The sequence below is a fragment of the Gordonia sp. N1V genome (genome assembly GCF_029269935.1).
Lineage (GTDB): Bacteria > Actinomycetota > Actinomycetes > Mycobacteriales > Mycobacteriaceae > Gordonia > Gordonia polyisoprenivorans.
On the sequence record NZ_JARJDD010000008.1, the window covers coordinates 149,743 to 167,115 of the forward strand.

Genomic DNA, 17,373 nt, shown 5'->3' on the forward strand with positions numbered 1-17,373 from the left:
AGATGCTGACCGAGAGACGCAGACATGCCCAGGTTCGGCGCCTACCGTGAACTCATGACCTCGACGTTGACCAGCCCACCTGTCTCCGCAATTCTCGACCGACTCTACGAGCAGGCCGCACAGGGCGGGCGTCCGTCGGGTCCGCGATCCGCGGGTCCGCCCGCCGAGGTCTCGCCACAGGCGAAAGCCGACGCCGCCGAGGACCGCTACATGGCGATCGCACGGGACACAGGCATCCTGGCGTACTCCCTGATCCGCTCGGCGCGCCCGGCCGTCGTGGTGGAGTTCGGTATGTCCTACGGCATCTCGGCGCTCTTTCTCGCCGCGGCGCTGCGCGACAACGCCCTGGCCGACCCGGCAGCGGCCGGACATCTCTACACCACCGAGCTCAGTGCCAAGAAGGTCTCGGCCGCCGAGAAGACCTTCGCCGAGGCGCAACTCGCCGATCTGATCACCATCCTGGCCGGCGACGCCCGCGACACGCTCGAATCGGTGTCCGGGCCGATCGGGTTCGTCCTCCTCGACGGATGGAAGGACCTCTACGTCCCGGTCCTCGATCTCCTCGAGCCGAAGCTGGCACCGGGCGCGATGATCCTGGCGGACAACACCTCCCACGCCGAGTCGGCGACCTACCTCGACCGTGTCCGCAACTCCGGCGACTACGTCGGCGTCGGGCTACCCGCCAAGCACGACGACACCGTCGAACTCAGTTGTCGACTCTGACCCGATCTTCACGCCACGGCACGGCGAGGGCCCAGCGCCATCGAAGCGGTGTCGCCGACGCGGCGGCCACGCTAGGCTCGACCGGTGACCTCCGCAGACGATCGCATCCGGTCCGCGTCCCGCGACATCCACGCCGACGCCGCAACGGTTTTCGCGTTGATCGCCGGCCCCGCGCGGCAGCCGGACTGGGACGGCAACGACAATCTCGCCGAACTCGTCGACGGCACGCGCATCCACGGCGTGGGTGACGTGTTCTCGATGCGGCTGACCAACGGCCAGATTCGCGAGAACCGGATCGTCGAATTCGACGAAGACCGCCTCATTGCGTGGAAGCCCAACGAGCCGGGCAAGCCGAGCCCTGGCCACCTGTGGCGGTGGGAGATCGAGCCGATCGACGACGCGTCGGTGCGGGTGACCCATACCTACGACTGGACCGAACTCGACGACCCGGTACGCATGGAGCGTGCCCGGGCGACGACGCCGGAACGGCTACGGGCGTCGATCGATCGGCTCGCCGCGCTCGTCGAGTGATTGCCGGTGATGTTATGCCCGTGAACCGGGCACAACATCACCCGCTACGGATGCGCACAATAATCCAGTGCGATAGTCGCCATCATCGATTGAACATCGCGAATATGTGTGGCAGTCTGACGCTGTGGTCGGGGAGGGGCCCCGCCCGGGGAGGATGTCATGGCTGCTCGACGGACGATGGTGCGCACGCTCTCGGGAATCGGTATCGGGGTGATGCTCTCGGCGGGCGCCGCCCTCGCCGCCGGAACCGGCCAGGCCGATGCCGCTCCGAACATCCACTGCGCCGGCCAGATCTGCCACAACTACGGTGATCAGATCGGTATCGGGTTCGGGACCTATCAGTGCCCCAACGGAATCCAGTATCCGTCGTTCGCGGTGGTGCCACCGTTCGGCACCGCAGCGGTGTACCCGGCCAACTGTGGCGGCGTGAAGTCGCTCTACTGACGTACCTGCCGGTGACGAAAGGGCCCGTCAGGTCAGCGCGACCAGCAGTGCCACGACGATCACGATGACGGCGAGGAAGACCGCCGCACCCACGATCACGGCCACACGGGTGCCGGTGCTCTGCTGCGGTGGCACCTGAGCCTGGGATGGCGGATGCGGAACCGGCTGCGGCCCAACCGGAAAGCCCAGCTGTGGTGCCCCCATCTGCGGTGCGCCGGTCGCGCCGGCCACCGGCGGGATGTAGGTGACCGGCGGCAGTTGTCGGCCCATGGTGACGTGCGGGTTCACCGCCGCCGGTGGGGCCGGCACGGCTCCGACCCCTCCGACGCTCGCCGGTGGATTCGGCATCGACGGTGCGGAGGGCATGGGCGGTGCCGCTACGATCCGTCCCTCCAGGGCGTCGGTGGCGGCCTGTGCCAGTTCGCCTGCGGTGACGAACCGCTCGGCGGGATTCTTGGCCATCCCGCGTGCGACGACGGCGTCGAAGGGGCTGTGCAGCATAGGCGGCGGCGTGTTGAGGTGTGCGGCGACGAGGACCTGGAGGTCGCCGGCGCCGAAAGGCGCCGAGCCGGTGAGGCATTCGACGAGAACACAGGTCAGCGCGTAGATGTCGGTGGCGGGGGTGGCGATGTTGCCCGCACCGAAGCGTTCGGGTGCCATGTAGGCGAACGATCCGACTGCTGCGCCGGTGTCGGTGAGCCGCGGATCGGTGGTGGTCTGGGCCAACCCGAAATCGACGAGATAGGCGAAATCGTTGCTGTCGATGAGAATGTTGTCGGGTTTGACGTCGCGGTGCACGAGTCCGGCCGCATGCGCGGTGTCGAGGGCGTGGGCGATCTGCTCGATGATCGACACGCCGCGGTCGGGTGCCAGCGGGCCCGCGCCGAGAAGCTTGCGCAGATCGCTGCCGCCGGCCACGATTCGCATGTCCAGGAACAGGAATCCGTCGATCTCGCCCCAGTCGTGGATGGGGATCACGTGGGGATCGCTCAACTGCGCCGCCATCCGCGATTCGCGCAGGAACCGCTCGCGGAACAGGGAATCGCCGGCGAACTGCGGAGACAGCAACTTCAATGCGACGGTGCGCCCGCGACGGGAGTCGCGGGCCTCGTAGACCTCGCCCATGGCACCACGGCCCAGCAACCGTTGCAGGGTGTAGTCACCCAGAACGGAGCCGCTGCGGTCGGCGGGGTCGTGCATGCTGCGGTGGTCCTCCTGCTCGCCCGGGCGCCGAGCGGATTCGTTCCGGCGGGACGTCTTCTCGCGGTACGCTACCCGTTCGGTGTCGCGGCCGCGGGCAGGACTCGCGCAACCAGCGCCCAACCGCCGTTCCGAGTGTTTCGGCCGGTCCTCCAATCGGGTCCGAACTCGCAGGGCGCCAACATCATTCGTCGGGACCCGTCGATCGCACCGGCCGAATCCGTGCGGGGAGGCGGGGTCGGTCATACAGACGGCCCGGTCACCCCTGACGGGGGACCGGGCCGGGTGTGGACGGCGCATCGAGCCGCTACGGCTCGAGTCGCACTCCTAGTGGGCGGCCACCATGACCTCGTCACCCTCGGTCACCGGCAGCGGTCCGCTGCGGATGACGACCGCTGCGATCAGCGCGCCGAGCGCGAACACACCGGCCGCCACCCAGAAGGCCACGGTGTAGGAGTGCACGGCGGCCATCATCTTGAGCTGCTCGAGGCTCGTTGCGTGAGCGGCGTTCGACGTCGCATAGGAGGCTGCGGCACTCGAGGCGATGGTGCTCAGCAGGGCTGTCCCCACCGAACCGCCGACCTGCTGCATGGTGTTGACCGTGGCCGACGCGACGCCCGCGTCCTCGGGTGAGACCCCCGAGATCGCGCCCTGCATGGCCGGCGCCATCGAGGCGCCGAGGCCGACGCCGATGATCAGCAGGCCGGGCAGGATGTTGGCCGCATAGGTGCTCGAGTCGTCGAGCTGGGTGAGGAACACCATGCCGACCGCTGCGATCGACAAACCGATGGTCATCAACCAGCGCGGGCCGAAGCGGGGCAGCAGCACCGCGGTCGAGGTCGTCGCGGTGACGATCAGGGCGCCGATCATCGGCAGGAACGCCAGGCCGGTGCGGACCGGGCTGAACTGCAGGTTCTGCTGCAGGTAGTAGGTGAGGAACAGGAAGATGCCGAACATCCCGATACCGACGATGAACACCGCGAGGTAGGAGCCACCGCGAGTGCGGTCGAGGATCACGCGCAGGGGGAGCAGGGCGTGCGGGGTGCGCGACTGCAGCCTCACGAACAGGGCCAGCAGGGCGGCACCGGCCACCAGCCAGGTGATGGTCGCCCAGTCATTCCAGCCGTTGGTCTCGGCGTTGGAGAAGCCGTAGACGATGGAGAACAGCGCGGCCGATACCGTGACGACGCCGGGGAGATCGAGCTTGGGCCGGACCTCGGCCCGATGCGGACCGATGAACAGGACGGCACCGACCAGCGCGATCGCGGCGATCACCAGATTGACGTAGAGGCACCAGCGCCAGTCGGCCCACTCGGTGAGCATGCCGCCGAGCAGCAGGCCCAGGGCGCCACCGCCGCCGGCGATCGCTCCGAAGATGCCGAAGGCCTTGCCGCGCTCGGACGGATCGGTGAACGTCGTGGTGAGCAGCGACAGAGCGGCCGGAGCCAGCAGTGCGCCGAAGACACCCTGACCGGCACGTGCGGCGACCAACATGTCGAAGTTGACCGCGGCACCGCCGACCGCCGACATGACCGCGAATCCTACGAGGCCGATGATGAAGGTGGTCCGCCTGCCCAGCAGGTCGGAGAGGCGGCCGCCGAGTAGCAGCAGGCTGCCGAAGGCGAGGGCATAGGCGGTGACGATCCACTGCCGGTCGGCGTCGCCGAACTGCAGGGCGGTTTGTGCGTGCGGCAGTGCGATGTTGACGATGGTGGCGTCGAGCACGACCATCAGCTGGGCGAGGCCGAGCACGCCGAGAATGACCCACCGCAGGCGATGGTGCCGGTCGGCTGCCGACTCGGCGGGAACCGCGAGTTCGCCGTCTCCGGACTTTTCGAGAGTTGTTGTCATGGGGACTCCCTGTGGACTAGGTGGAGGACATGCCTCCGGTTACCTGGGTGACAACGGCACCCAACTGGAGATGATTCCTCCGTTTGCTAATCTGTGACCATGACCACTGCATCTGCGTCGGATACGTCCGCTTCGTCGGGTAAACCGCTGCGCGCGGACGCTGAACGCAACCGGCTGCGGATCATCTCCGCGGCACGGGGGCTCTTCGCCGAGCGTGGACTCGACGTGTCGCTCGACGACGTCGCCGAGGCCGCCGGCGTCGGGGTGGGCACCGTGTACCGACGCTTCGCCAATCGCGACGACCTGGTGTTCGGCGTTTTCCTGGAGCACCTGAAATCGGTGGTCGCCCGGACCGGCGAGGCGATCGACGACGAGGATCCATGGAATGCCGTGGTGGGGTTGATGACCTGGATGTGCCAGGTGATGTCGGAGGATCGGGGTCTGGCCGCGATCCTCATGACGATCGACCACAGCAACCCCGAGATCGAGGCCCTCAAGGCCACGCTGTCCGAGCGCATCGAGAAGATCTTCGACCGGGCGATGGCCGCGGGTGTGCTCCGGCCGGATCTGACCCCCACCGATTTCTACGCGTTGTTCACGATGCTCAAGGCGGTCTCCGAGGTCACCGAGCAGTGCGCGCCGGGTACCTGGCGTCGCTACCTCGACCTCATCCTCGACGCCGTCAGCGCCGAACCGTCCCGTACGCCGCTTGGTGCGCCACCGATGACCCCGGAGCAGATCCGCGAGATGCAGAAGGCGCACAAGGCCGGACGGTAAGGACCCGGCCGGGACGAACCCGGAACGACTATGTGATGAGTTTCTCGCTCTTGAGCCAGTCGTAGGCGACGTCGGAGGGATCCTGGCCGTCGATGTCGACGCGGCCGTTGAGTTCCTGCATGAGTTCGTCGGTCAGGCGCTCCGAGATCGTGGCCATCAGGGGCGCGATCTCCGGATGCGCCTTCAGGACGGATTCACGGACCACGACGGTTCCGCTGTAGGGCAGGAAGTACTTCTTGTCGTCGACGAGCACCTTGAGGTCGAGATTCTTGATGCGACCGTCGGTGGTGTACACCATGCCGAAATTGCACGGTGAACTTTTGGCGGTGGAGGTGTAGACCACGCCGGAATCCATCTGCGTGACATTGCCCGACGGCACCCCGTTGGGCGCGTTGTAGGGCATGTCGTAGGTCTTGAGCATGGGCAGGAATCCGTCTGGGCGCGAGAAGAACTCGTCGTTGACACAGAAGGTGCGCTGATCGACGGGCAGGCGGGCGATGTCCGACATCGTGGTGACGTTGAGCCGCTTGGCCGTCGACGACGACGCCGCGAACGCGTAGGTGTCGTTGAAATTCGCGGGCGGCAACCACACCAGATGATTCTGGGCGAGTTCGACGTCGTGGACCTGCTGCCACAACTGTTGGGGGTCGGGGATGACCTTGGTCTCGTGCAGGTAGGTCACCCACGCGGTACCCGTGTACTCCCACGCCAGATCCGCGGCGCCGTTGAGCATCGCCTGGCGGCTCGAGGCCGACCCGGGTGCGTTGGTGAGGTCGGTGACATCGGCGCCGGCCGCCGCGAGATAGGTGGCGGCGATCTTGCCCAGCAGGATGCTCTCGGTGAAGTTCTTGGACGTGACCGTGATCTCGGCCCCGGCGAGTGGCTTCTTGCCGTCGGGCAGCGAGGATTTGTGGAAGGTGCCCGACGAACTGACCAACCCGCACCCGGCGATCACCAGGACGCTCACGGCGAGGATCAGCAGCGCCGAGAGCGGGCGGCGTCCGGGGCGGTTCGAACGATTCAGGGTCGACATCAGATCCCTCGCGGTGTGGCCACCAGCTCGACGAGCCGGCCGAGCCAATCGATGATCAGGGCCAGCAGACCCACCAGGATGGCCCCGGAGATCAGCAGTTTCGGCAAGAACAACGTGATTCCGGTGGTGATGAGTGTGCCCAGGCTGGTGGCGCCGATGAAGGTACTCAGGGTCGCGGTACCGACCAGGATGACCAGCGCCGTGCGGACGCCGTTGAGGATCACCGGCACGGCCAGCGGCAGTTCGACGAGCACGAGCGTGCGGACCGCGGACATGCCGATGCCGCGCGAGGCCTCGATCGTGCGGCGGTCCACCTGCTGCAGACCGACGATGGTGTTCTGCAGGATCGGCAGGATCGCGTACACCACCAAACCGACCACCGCAGTACGGAATCCGGTCCCGAGCCAGAATGTGAACAGCACCAGCAGGCCCACCGCGGGGGCGGCCTGGCCGATATTGGCGATGTTCACCGCGATCGGGTTGAGCCAGCGCATCGACGGGCGGGTCAGGAGGATGCCCAGGGGGATGGCGATGACCACCACGATCACCGTCGCCACCAGGGTCAGTTTGATGTGATCGAGGATCGTGGTCTGCAGGGTCGACCACGACAGCGCGGCGCTCTCGGTCTCGGTGAAGGTCGTGGACTGGTACCAGATGATGTAGCCGACGCCGATGACGACGATGAGCAGCGGCTCCAACCACACATCCATCGGGAACCGCCGAAACCGTTGCAGCGCCGAACTCATCGCGCCGGGCCGCTCGGCCGCGATCCCGGTGGCGCCGGCCGCCTCGACGCTCGTCATGCGCCCGACGCCGTTCGCTCGCCGGCGTCCACATCGTCCTCACCGTCGTCGGTGGCGGCCACGATCGGTGTCTCGATGGGGCCGGTACCGTCGGCGTGTTCGGTGTAGGAGGTGTGCGACTCTTCCTCTCTCGCCTCGGCGAGCTGGGCCTGGATGATGTCCATGACCGATTTGATGCCCAAGGAGCCGATCACCGCGCCCCGTCGATCGGTCACCAGTGTTCCGCCCTGACTCGCGGCGAGCATCGTGTCGAGTGCGTCGTTGAGGGTCGACGAGGACGCCACCACCGGAAGTCGTTGGTCGACATAGTCCGACACGGTTTTCTTGCTCGCGAGTTCCTCCAGCGACGGCCACGCACGCGGGTGACCCGCCTGGTCGACGACGACCACCCATTTGTGGCCGGCTGCGCGGGCTCGGGTGAGGGCGTCGGCGGCCGGTTCGCCCACGTGGACGGTCGTCACCTCGTCGTGGGCGACGTCGCGGACCCGTGACAGTGTCAGATGAGCCAGTGTCGCACCGGATCCGATGAATTCCTCGACGAACGGCGTCGCCGGGTTGGCGAGGATCTCCTCGGGGGTGGCGTACTGCTCGATGTGGCCGCCCTGCGACAGGATGAGCACCTTGTCGCCGAGTTTGGTGGCCTCCTCGAAGTCGTGGGTGACGATCACGATCGTCTTGCCGAGTTCCTTCTGGATGCCGATCAGGCTGTCCTGCAAGCGGACCCGGGTGATCGGATCGACCGCGCCGAAGGGCTCGTCCATGAGCAGGACGGGCGGGTCGGCGGCGAGCGCGCGGGCCACACCGACGCGCTGCTGCTGACCGCCGGACATGTCCTTGGGGAGCCGGTGGGCGAATGCGTCGGCGTCGAGGCCGACGAGATCGAGTAGGTATTCGGTGCGCTCGGCGATGCGTTTCTTGTTCCAGCCGAGGACCCGCGGGATCGCGCCGATGTTCTTGGCGACGTCCCAGTGCGGGAACAGCCCGCCGGACTGGATGACGTATCCGATCGACTGCCGCAGCTTGTCGGGGTTCTCCTTGGTGACATCGCGGCCACCGATGTAGATCCGACCCTCGGTCGGCTCAATCAGCCGGTTGATCATCTTCAGGGTCGTCGTCTTGCCGCATCCGGACGGCCCGACGAACGCCACGATATGCCCGGCATCGATGTCGAGGTCGAGGCTCTCCACAGCGGGTTTGTCCTGTCCCCGATACCTTTTGACGACCCCCTCGAGGGTGATCGACGCGCCGGTGACGGTGCGGTCGGTGGCGGCCGCCGAGACGGTGGCGTCGGCTGGCTGGGTCATTTCAGTCCCCTCGAGATGGTGAGTCGGCCGAGCAGAACGAGCAGGGCATCGAAGACCAGGGCGACGATGACGATGAGAATCGTTCCGGTGAGGGCCATTTCCAATGCGTTCGCGCCGCCGAGGCGCGAAAGTCCGCTGAAGATGAGCGATCCCAGACCGGGACCGAGTACGTAGGCGACGATTGCGGCGACACCGACGATCATCTGGGTCGAGACCCGGATACCGGTGAGAATCACCGGCCATGCGATCGGCAGCTCGACGGTGAGCAGTATTCGCCACCGCGACAACCCGATTCCGCGAGCGGCTTCGACGACGGTGCCCGGTACCGAGCGCAGTCCGACGACGGCGTTCCCGATCACCGGCATCGTCGCGAAGAACGCGAGCATGAGGAACGACGGCACCACACCGAGTCCGAAGGGCACGATCAGCAGCGCCAACAGGGCCAGTGACGGAATCGTCAGGGCCACGCGGCTCGACGTCAGGGTCAGGGCCGAGGCCAGCGGCAGCCGGTACACCAGAACGGCGACGACGATGGCGATCACCGTTCCCACGAGGACGGTTTGAAATGCCAGGGAGGCATGTTGGTACGTCAGGAACGTCAGAGTGCTTGCGTGCTGCGAGATGTAGTCCCAAAGGTGCACGTCCGACATCCCTTCACGCATGGGGCACTTGCGCGGTAGACGCAATCGACCTTGGATCACCTTACGGCGGAATGCGCGGCGCGGTGGCCCAATTCGCGCGCAAAGGTCTCCCCGGGTCGTCGAATCGGTCTTGGTACGCCGCCGCTGACCTGCGTAGATATCGATGAGGTCACAAAGATTCCCGATGATCGGATCGACGGTGTCGCAGGTGGGGCGGCTGATCAACCCGGGGTCCGTTCGGCGGATGCCCTGGGTTTCATCGAGGTCGTAAGCTGGTCGGCATGGCAGTCAGTCGTCCCACCGACAAGTCCGACGAGGTCCAGCGCGCTCCGCGGGCCCGGATGACCGGTGCGCAGCGGCGGCTGCAACTCATCGAGGTGGCGCGAGGATTGTTCGCCGAGCGTGGTTTCGAGGCCACCTCGATCGAGGAGATCGCGCAGCGCGCCGGGGTGTCCAAACCGATCGTCTACGAGCATTTCGGGGGCAAGGAGGGGCTGTATGCCGTCGTCGTGGACCGGGAGATGGAGACACTCCTGGAGATGGTCACCTCGTCGCTGAGCAAGAACCGCTCGCTGTATCGCATCCAGCAGGTGGCGCTGGCGCTGTTGACCTACATGGAGGAGCGCACCGACGGATTTCGGATCCTGGTTCGTGGCGACTCCACCAACAGCAGTGAGACGGCGACCTACTCCAGCCTGCTCAACGACGCCATCAGCCAGGTCGAACACATCCTGGCCGGCGACTTCGAACGGCGCGGCTTCGAGCCGACGCTCGCGCCCCTCTATGCGCAGGCGCTCGTCGGCATGGTCTCGGTGACCGCGCAGTGGTGGCTCGACGTGCGCGAGCCGTCGAAAGAGGTGGTCGCCGCCCATCTGGTGAATCTGTGCTGGAACGGGTTGACCCGCCTCGACCCGCATCCCGAACTCGTCGGACCCGACTACGTCGAACCCGATCACCGCGCCCCCGAGGCGGACTGAGAACCCAGGTTCGCTAGGTCAGCACGACGCTGCGTTTGGCCAGTCCCATCCAGAAGCCGTCGATCGCCTCGTCGGGCCGCTGTTCGGGATCGTCGCCCGCGCCGAGTGCGACGAACAGCGGCGCGAAATGCTCGATGGTGGGGTGCGCGTAGGGCATTCCCGGGGCCCGGCGCCGAAAGTCGATGAGCGACTCCACATCCCCGGCGGCGAAACACTCATGCGCCCATGCGTCGAACTCGGCCGACCACGTCGGTGCAGCCGCGTCGGGACGCCGATCGGTCAGGTATGGCAGCCCGTGTGTGGTGAAGCCGGAGCCGATGACGAGCACGCCCTCGTCACGTAGCGGGGCCAGTCGCTTGCCGAGCGCCAGCAGCGCCTCGGGTTCGAGCGTCGGCAGTGACACCTGGAGGACGGGGATCTGCGCGTTGGGGTACATCACGGTCAACGGAACGTAGGCGCCGTGATCGAGGCGTCGGCGGGCATCGTGGGCGACCGGGGTGCCGTCGGGCATCAGTGCCTCGATCCGGGCGGCGAGGTCTGGAGCGCCCGGCGAGTCGTAGGTGGTGCGGTAGAAGCGCTCGTCGAATCCCCAGAAGTCGTAGGTCAGCGGTGTGCGCGAGTCGGTGGAGCCGATCGTCAGCGGCGCGGCCTCCCAATGCGCCGACACGACGAGGATCGCGCGCGGTCGGGGGAGTCGGCCGGCCAGCGCACGCAACTGATCCACCCACAGTGTGCTGTCGACGAGTGGCGGGGCGCCGTGGCTCAAGAACAGGACGGGCGCGCGCGACGGTAGCTCTGACATGGTCATACGATACGAAACAGAACCGCGGTCCGTTTCATTTCGCGGCGATCCGCCCGCGCGATTGTGGCCTCCGGCACACGACCTACAATCACACGAGTGTCCTCTTCACCTGCCCTCGCCGGGCTCGCCGCGGTCACGTGCTCGGACGCATCGCTGTCCGCCCTGCGCGAGAAGGGCGACACCCCCCGTCTCGACATCACCGGACCCGACGCCGCGCGCCCCTTCGTGGTGGCCGCGCTCGCACACGGCACCGCGCCGCTGCTGGTGGTCTCGGCCAACGGTCGCGAAGCCGACGACCTGACCGCCGAACTGGCCGAACTGCTCGACGATCCCGACGCGGTCACCCAGTTCCCGTCGTGGGAGACCCTGCCCCACGAACGTCTGTCGCCGAGCGCCGACACCGTCGGTCGCCGTCTCGCGGTGCTGCATCGACTCGCCGAGCCGGGAAAGACGCCGCTACGGGTGATCGTGACGACGGTGCGCTCGCTGGTCCAGCCGATGGCGCCGGGTCTCGGTGAGGTCCGCACCATCACGCTGCGAGAGAACATCGAGATCGATTTCGACAAGCTGCTCGCCGACCTCGTCGAGATGGCTTACGAGCGCGTCGACATGGTCGGTCGTCGCGGTGAGTTCGCGGTCCGTGGAGGCATCCTCGACGTGTTCCCGACGACTGCGGACTATCCGGTCCGAGTGGAGTTCTGGGGCGACGAGATCACCGAAATGCGGGCGTTCTCGGTGGCCGATCAGCGCAGCCAGCCCGAGGTCGACGCCTCGGTGGTACAGATCCACCCGTGCCGTGAACTCGTGCTGACCGATCAGGTGCGCAACCGGGCAGCCGATCTCGCGGCCGAACATTCCGCAGATCAGGCGTTGTCGGAGATGCTGACCAAACTCTCCGAGGGCATTCCGGTGGAGGGGATGGAGGCCCTCATCCCGGCGCTGGTCGACGGACGGATGCAGTTGCTCACCGAGGTACTGCCCGACCGGTCACGGGTGTTGATCCTCGATCCGGAAAAGGTTCGGACCCGCGCCGCCGACCTCGCCGCGACCGGTGCGGAGTTCCTCGAGGCGTCCTGGAACGCCGCCGCACTGGGTGCCTCGGCGCCGGTCGACACCCGCGGCGGTTCCGCCGGAATCGACTTGCAGGCCAGTGCGTATCGGCCACTCGACGAGGTTCTCGACACCACGGTCGAGGCCGGGCGGTCCTGGTGGACGATGAGTCCTCTGTCGTCGGGTTTCGACGCCGAATTCGACCTCGACCTCACCCCGGGGCCCACTCCGCACGGCAACGACGACGAGATCGCGCAGACGTTCGCGATGCTCCGCGCGCACGTAGCGACCGGCAAACCCGCGGCAATCGTGGTGGCGGGTAAGGGAACCGCAACCCGCATCGCCGAACGGCTGTCGGACGCCGAGGTTCCGCACAAGCTCGCCGACGCCGGTGCGCCACCGGTCGCCGGGGAGGTGAGCGTGTACTGCGGCACCCTGCGGCGCGGCGTGATCGCGCCGTCGGCCGGACTGGTGATCGTCACCGAGAGCGACCTGACCGGAGCGCGGGTCGCGGCCGTGCGTGACGGGCGACGGCTCCCGGCCAAGCGGCGCAACCAGGTTGATCCGCTCGCGCTGACCGCGGGTGATCTCGTGGTGCACGACCAGCATGGCATCGGCAAGTTCGTCGAGATGATCGAACGCACCGTCTCGGGTGCGCGGCGGGAGTACCTCGTGCTCGAATACGCGGCGGGCAAACGCGGGCAACCCGGCGACCGGCTCTACGTGCCGATGGACGCCCTCGACCAGCTCTCCCGCTACGTCGGCGGTGAACAGCCGTCCCTGTCGAAACTCGGCGGTTCGGATTGGCAGAACACCAAACGCAAGGCGCGCAAGGCGGTTCGCGAGATCGCCGGTGAGCTCGTGCAACTCTACGCCGCCCGCCACGCCGCCCCGGGCTACGCCTTCAGTCCCGACACGCCATGGCAGCGTGAGATGGAGGACGCCTTCGACTTCACCGAGACCGTCGACCAGATGACGGTGATCGGCGAGGTCAAGGACGACATGGAAAAGGCGGTCCCGATGGACCGCGTCATCGTCGGTGACGTCGGCTATGGCAAGACCGAGATAGCGGTGCGCGCGGCGTTCAAGGCCGTCCAGGACGGCAAGCAGGTTGCCGTGCTGGTCCCGACAACCATTCTGGCGCAACAACATCTGCAGACCTTCACCGAACGGATGGCCGGGTTCCCGGTGCGGGTGCGTGGCCTGTCGCGCTTCACCGACGCCAAGGAGTCCAAGGAGATCATCGAGCAGATGGCACAGGGTTCGGTCGACGTCGTCATCGGCACCCATCGCCTGCTGCAGACCGGGATCGTCTGGAAGGACCTCGGTCTGGTGATCGTCGACGAGGAGCAGCGCTTCGGGGTCGAGCACAAGGAACACATCAAATCGCTGCGCACCCATGTCGACGTGCTGACGATGTCGGCGACGCCGATCCCGCGCACCCTGGAGATGTCGATGGCGGGCATCCGCGAGATGTCGACGATCCTCACCCCGCCCGAGGAACGTCACCCGGTGCTGACCTATGTCGGCGCCTACGCGCGCAAGCAGGTTGCCGCGGCGATTCGCCGAGAACTGTTGCGTGACGGGCAGATCTTCTACGTCCACAATCGGGTCTCGACCATCGACAAGACCGCCAAGGACATCGCCGACATGGTGCCCGAGGCGCGGGTGGTGGTCGCACACGGACAGATGAACGAGGATCAGCTCGAGCGCACCGTGTCCGGATTCTGGAACCGCGAATACGACGTGCTGGTGTGTACCACCATCATCGAGACCGGACTCGACATCTCCAACGCGAACACCCTGATCGTCGACCGCGCCGAGAATCTCGGCCTGTCGCAGCTGCATCAGTTGCGTGGACGCGTCGGCCGCAGTCGTGAACGCGGATACGCCTATCTGCTCTACAGTTCCGAGAAACCGCTCACCGAGACGGCCTACGACCGCCTGGCGACCATCGCGCAGAACAATGAGCTCGGCGCCGGAATGGCGGTGGCGCTCAAGGACCTCGAGCTGCGCGGGGCCGGAAACGTCCTCGGCGCAGAGCAATCCGGACACGTCGCGGGCGTCGGTTTCGATCTGTACGTCCGTCTGGTCGGCGAGGCGGTGGAGGCCTACCGGGCCGCGGCCGACGGCACACCGGTCACCACCGAGGAATCGACGGAGGTGCGCATCGATCTCCCGGTCGACGCCCACATCCCGGTCGAATACGTCGACTCCGATCGTCTGCGTCTCGAGGCGTATCGCAAACTCGCCTCGGCCACCGACGACGACGAGGTGTCTGCGGTGCTCGCGGAGTTGCTCGACCGGTACGGCGAACCGCCGGAGGAAACCCGGCGACTCGCCGCGATCGCGAAACTCCGTCTGCGGTGCCGAGAACGGGGTGTCGCCGAGATCGGTGCGGTCGGCACCAACGTCAAGATCTCGCCGCTGCATCTGCTCGACAGTGAACAGGTCCGACTCAAGCGGCTGTATTCGGCGGCGTCCTACCGCGCCACCACGTCGGTCGTGACGCTGCCGATCCCGCGCACCGGTGGGGTCGGATCCGCGCGTCTGCGCGACAACGAACTCATCGACTACCTGACGACGTTCCTGACTCAGCTCAAGCCCACGCCGGCAGCCTAGGAGTCGGTGGTCCTGGGAACCAGGACCTGCCAGGAGTCAGGGGCGCTCAGGAGTCGGTGGCTTCAGAGTCGGGGGCCGGCGGGGGTTGGTTGGTCTCGTCGTACTTCTGCTGGGCGTTCGTCCGCCACTGGGAGAACTTGCGGTTGACGGTGACCGCGACGTCGGCCGCGGCCTGCCCGACGCCGTCGACCACACCGGAGAGTCCGTCGCGCAGCCCCTTGACCAGTGGGTCCTGCGACTCATCGAAGTTGTCGCGATAGGTGCGGGCGGCCTCGCCGACGTCGTCGGAGAACTTCGCGGTGTCGTCGTCGGTGCGCAACGGGTATGTGCCGGAGAGGATTCGGCCGTACTCGCCGCGGTCGACCCAGCGGGTGAGTTCGGCTGCGCGCAGCACCGAGAAGGGATGGGTCGCCAACTCGAGATTCAACAGTTTGAGCACGCCGTCGCGCAGGTCCCCGGTGCGCTCGTACTCCCGGGCCTGCGCCACGAAGGCCTGGGTGTCCATCTGCTCGAGGTGCTTGCCACCCGCAAGCTTGAGCTCGACCCGTAGCGCGACGTCGAGGTCCTGGCAACACAACAGGCCGGCGCGATCTCCGGAGAGCTCGGATTTGCGCTGCCACTCCATCAGCGCGGCGACCACCGCGCGCAGGGCCCATCCGCCGATCGGGATGAAACCGATGGACGCGGCGAGCCGGGTGAGGTGCATGAGCATCGTGCGGTACACCGCATGGCCGGAAAGTGCGTGTCCGAGTTCGTGTCCGATCACAAAGCGCATCTCGTCGTGATCCATCAGCTCGTACATCGCCGAGGTCACCACGATGAACGGCGTGTCCATGCCGATGCAGTAGGCGTTCACGATCGGCGACTGTGTGACGAACAGTTCGGGTGTCGTCGGGGCATCGAGGGTGGCGACGCACTCACCGAGCAGCGTATCGAGGTCGGCGAACTGCTTGTCGCTCGCGCGCGCCGACGTGGCCAGGTACATCAGCCGATGCTGACGCTCTCGTAGCAGCCCCGACAGCGTCTTGAGGACCTGGTCGAATCCCTTGAGCTTGCGCAGGGCCGTCAGCGCGGTGCGGTCGGACGGATGTTCCCAGGTGCGCGAACTGATCCCGGGGAACTGCGCTCGCGACGCGACGACCTCGGTGGAACTCGACATGTGGCTTTCCTCCCACGACACGGATCTCCGACGATTCGGACAGGGTATAGGGTAGCGAATCGATTGTTGATCATCGGCAATAGATTGTGGATGTTCATGCGGTCGGACGACTCCGGAGTCGGCTGCCCGAGTGGTCAACGCGATGGGCGCACATGCCGGCGTCGTCCTGCGAGACCCGCTCGGTGACGTCCCACGATGTCGCTTGTGCAGCGATTACCGTTGTGATGTTGTCGGTGAGCTACCGCGATGTTGTTCCTTACCGTGCGCTGTTGTCGCAGCCCGCAGACGAAAGGCACCTGGAGATGACGGTGGTCCTGCTCGATCCGCTCCGCCCGGACATGATTCCCGTGCGCGCGCGTGCCCACCTGTCCGGCACCGTCTTCGTCACCGAGGACGTCCCGACCACCGTGCTGTGGGATCTCGACCACTTCGAGCCGGTGTTCGCCGAGGACGGGATCGCCGGGACGCTGCTGTCGACCGATCGACGCCATCCGCTCGTGGCGGCACGAATCGCGCAGGGAGATCAGGTGATCGCCGCGACGATCCCGAGTGGCAGCGATCTGCTGCCCGCGGTCGCGTTGATGGACACGTTGCGCCGCAACGGTCCGTGGGAGAGTCAACAGACCCATGCCTCGTTGCGACGCTATCTCCTCGAGGAGGCCTACGAACTCCTCGACGCCATCGACGCCGGGGATCAGGCTAGCCTGCGGGAGGAGCTGGGAGACCTGTTGCTGCAGGTGCTCTTTCATGCCCGGATCGCCGCCGATGATCCCACCGACCCCTTCGACATCGACGCGGTGGCACGCAGTTTCACCGAGAAGGTCAGCGGCCGCACGCCCGGTGTGCTGTCCGGTGCCCATGCCGACCTCGAGACGCAGATCCGCGAGTGGGAAGAACGTAAAGCCGCCGAGAAGAACCGCGGATCGGTACTCGACGGGATCGCCACCACGGCGCCTGCGCTGGCGCTGACCCAGAAGGTCCTCGAAAGGCTCACTGCCGCCGGATATCCGGTGCAGCGTATTGACCCGGCCGTACTCTCGGTCACCGTGACGGCCGGCGACGACAGCGTCGAGGACCAGGCGCGTCGCCGCACGCTGGACCTGATGGCCCAGGTCCGCGCCGTCGAGGAGCAGGCGGCACGTGACGGTGTGACGCTTGACGGCCCGGACTCCTGGGCGGCGGTCCTCGACGGGACGGCCGTACCGGAATCCGGCGATGCGGATGTGGCCGAACAGGAGTCGCGCCGCGAAGCGCCCGCCGAAGCCCGGACGGAGATCACCGACGAGATACCGGTGGTGACCGAGTCCGCCGACGACGAGGTAGGTGAATCGGTGGCGCCGGATGAATCGGGCCCGTCGGGTGCGCGCGTCGCCGTCGAGGTCTCCGAGGAGGAGATCATCGACGTCGAGGTCGTCGACACGACCGAACCGCCCACGCGCTGACCGGCGCGCGTATC

At 66.8% G+C, this 17,373-nt stretch carries 15 protein-coding genes; 7 read left to right on the top strand and 8 right to left on the bottom strand.

What is annotated here, in order from left to right; genetic code table 11:
* Positions 1–54: 54 nt before the first annotated feature.
* From P3L18_RS12900 to P3L18_RS12910, 3 genes are all read left to right on the top strand, one after another.
* Positions 55–723 (top strand): class I SAM-dependent methyltransferase, encoded by a 669-nt coding sequence (locus tag P3L18_RS12900; RefSeq protein ID WP_276114258.1) that lies wholly within the window; start codon positions 55–57, stop codon positions 721–723.
* Positions 724–807: 84 nt separating this feature from the next.
* Positions 808–1,254: an SRPBCC family protein gene (locus P3L18_RS12905; protein WP_276114259.1), complete on the top strand. Its 447-nt coding sequence runs from the start codon at positions 808–810 to the stop codon at positions 1,252–1,254.
* A gap of 159 nt (positions 1,255–1,413) precedes the next feature.
* The gene (locus tag P3L18_RS12910; RefSeq protein WP_006370873.1) at positions 1,414–1,698 is read left to right on the top strand and encodes a hypothetical protein; all 285 of its coding nucleotides are present in this window, start codon (positions 1,414–1,416) and stop codon (positions 1,696–1,698) included.
* 27 nt (positions 1,699–1,725) lie between these two features.
* On the opposite strand, the gene P3L18_RS12915 is transcribed toward P3L18_RS12910, so the two are convergent.
* Complete coding sequence (locus tag P3L18_RS12915; RefSeq protein WP_276114260.1) at positions 1,726–2,898, bottom strand: serine/threonine-protein kinase; 1,173 nt, start codon at positions 2,896–2,898, stop codon at positions 1,726–1,728.
* A gap of 327 nt (positions 2,899–3,225) precedes the next feature.
* Complete coding sequence (locus tag P3L18_RS12920; protein WP_276114261.1) at positions 3,226–4,749, bottom strand: MFS transporter; 1,524 nt, start codon at positions 4,747–4,749, stop codon at positions 3,226–3,228.
* Between the two features lie 99 nt (positions 4,750–4,848).
* Here P3L18_RS12920 and P3L18_RS12925 point away from each other — a divergent pair, with 99 nt between their 5' ends.
* On the top strand, positions 4,849–5,526 hold the full coding sequence (locus P3L18_RS12925) for a TetR/AcrR family transcriptional regulator (RefSeq protein ID WP_276114262.1): 678 nt from the start codon (positions 4,849–4,851) through the stop codon (positions 5,524–5,526).
* Between the two features lie 28 nt (positions 5,527–5,554).
* Here P3L18_RS12925 and P3L18_RS12930 read toward each other — a convergent pair whose 3' ends face one another.
* Genes P3L18_RS12930 through P3L18_RS12945 form a run of 4 tightly spaced genes read right to left on the bottom strand, consistent with a single transcriptional unit; the run spans position 5,555 to position 9,307 of the window.
* Complete coding sequence (locus P3L18_RS12930) at positions 5,555–6,559, bottom strand: glycine betaine ABC transporter substrate-binding protein (protein WP_276114263.1); 1,005 nt, start codon at positions 6,557–6,559, stop codon at positions 5,555–5,557.
* A complete protein-coding gene (locus P3L18_RS12935; RefSeq protein WP_276114310.1) occupies positions 6,559–7,305 on the bottom strand; it encodes an ABC transporter permease in 747 nt (248 codons plus the stop codon). The genes P3L18_RS12930 and P3L18_RS12935 overlap by 1 nt, the downstream gene beginning before the upstream one ends.
* A 53-nt stretch (positions 7,306–7,358) precedes the next feature.
* Complete coding sequence (locus P3L18_RS12940) at positions 7,359–8,666, bottom strand: ABC transporter ATP-binding protein (RefSeq protein ID WP_079931785.1); 1,308 nt, start codon at positions 8,664–8,666, stop codon at positions 7,359–7,361.
* Positions 8,663–9,307, bottom strand: coding sequence for an ABC transporter permease (locus tag P3L18_RS12945; RefSeq protein WP_026920281.1), 645 nt, complete (start codon positions 9,305–9,307; stop codon positions 8,663–8,665). The genes P3L18_RS12940 and P3L18_RS12945 overlap by 4 nt, the downstream gene beginning before the upstream one ends.
* 281 nt (positions 9,308–9,588) lie before the next feature.
* Here P3L18_RS12945 and P3L18_RS12950 point away from each other — a divergent pair, with 281 nt between their 5' ends.
* Complete coding sequence (locus tag P3L18_RS12950; RefSeq protein ID WP_079931786.1) at positions 9,589–10,284, top strand: TetR/AcrR family transcriptional regulator; 696 nt, start codon at positions 9,589–9,591, stop codon at positions 10,282–10,284.
* Positions 10,285–10,297: 13 nt separating this feature from the next.
* Here P3L18_RS12950 and P3L18_RS12955 read toward each other — a convergent pair whose 3' ends face one another.
* Positions 10,298–11,092, bottom strand: coding sequence for a class III extradiol ring-cleavage dioxygenase (locus tag P3L18_RS12955; RefSeq protein ID WP_276114264.1), 795 nt, complete (start codon positions 11,090–11,092; stop codon positions 10,298–10,300).
* A gap of 90 nt (positions 11,093–11,182) precedes the next feature.
* On the opposite strand from P3L18_RS12955, the gene mfd reads away from it, so the two are divergent.
* Positions 11,183–14,758, top strand: a complete 3,576-nt coding sequence (gene mfd / locus P3L18_RS12960; RefSeq protein WP_276114265.1) for a transcription-repair coupling factor — start codon at positions 11,183–11,185, stop codon at positions 14,756–14,758.
* 46 nt (positions 14,759–14,804) lie between these two features.
* On the opposite strand, the gene P3L18_RS12965 is transcribed toward mfd, so the two are convergent.
* Positions 14,805–15,917, bottom strand: coding sequence for a M48 family metallopeptidase (locus P3L18_RS12965; RefSeq protein WP_276114266.1), 1,113 nt, complete (start codon positions 15,915–15,917; stop codon positions 14,805–14,807).
* A gap of 269 nt (positions 15,918–16,186) precedes the next feature.
* On the opposite strand from P3L18_RS12965, the gene P3L18_RS12970 reads away from it, so the two are divergent.
* The gene (locus tag P3L18_RS12970) at positions 16,187–17,359 is read left to right on the top strand and encodes a MazG family protein (RefSeq protein ID WP_276114267.1); all 1,173 of its coding nucleotides are present in this window, start codon (positions 16,187–16,189) and stop codon (positions 17,357–17,359) included.
* The last annotated feature ends 14 nt before the right edge of the window (positions 17,360–17,373 follow it).

Bases quoted from the DNA above. Each gene is read 5' to 3' on its own strand.
- P3L18_RS12930 (WP_276114263.1), bottom strand. From the start codon at position 6,559: ATGTCGACCCTGAATCGTTCGAACCGCCCCGGACGCCGCCCGCTCTCG.
- P3L18_RS12920 (WP_276114261.1), bottom strand. From the start codon at position 4,749: ATGACAACAACTCTCGAAAAGTCCGGAGACGGCGAACTCGCGGTTCCC.
- P3L18_RS12925 (WP_276114262.1), top strand. From the start codon at position 4,849: ATGACCACTGCATCTGCGTCGGATACGTCCGCTTCGTCGGGTAAACCG.
- P3L18_RS12910 (WP_006370873.1), top strand. From the start codon at position 1,414: ATGGCTGCTCGACGGACGATGGTGCGCACGCTCTCGGGAATCGGTATC.
- P3L18_RS12950 (WP_079931786.1), top strand. From the start codon at position 9,589: ATGGCAGTCAGTCGTCCCACCGACAAGTCCGACGAGGTCCAGCGCGCT.
- P3L18_RS12965 (WP_276114266.1), bottom strand. From the start codon at position 15,917: ATGTCGAGTTCCACCGAGGTCGTCGCGTCGCGAGCGCAGTTCCCCGGG.
- P3L18_RS12915 (WP_276114260.1), bottom strand. From the start codon at position 2,898: ATGCACGACCCCGCCGACCGCAGCGGCTCCGTTCTGGGTGACTACACC.
- P3L18_RS12935 (WP_276114310.1), bottom strand. From the start codon at position 7,305: ATGAGTTCGGCGCTGCAACGGTTTCGGCGGTTCCCGATGGATGTGTGG.
- P3L18_RS12940 (WP_079931785.1), bottom strand. From the start codon at position 8,666: ATGACCCAGCCAGCCGACGCCACCGTCTCGGCGGCCGCCACCGACCGC.
- P3L18_RS12900 (WP_276114258.1), top strand. From the start codon at position 55: ATGACCTCGACGTTGACCAGCCCACCTGTCTCCGCAATTCTCGACCGA.
- P3L18_RS12955 (WP_276114264.1), bottom strand. From the start codon at position 11,092: ATGACCATGTCAGAGCTACCGTCGCGCGCGCCCGTCCTGTTCTTGAGC.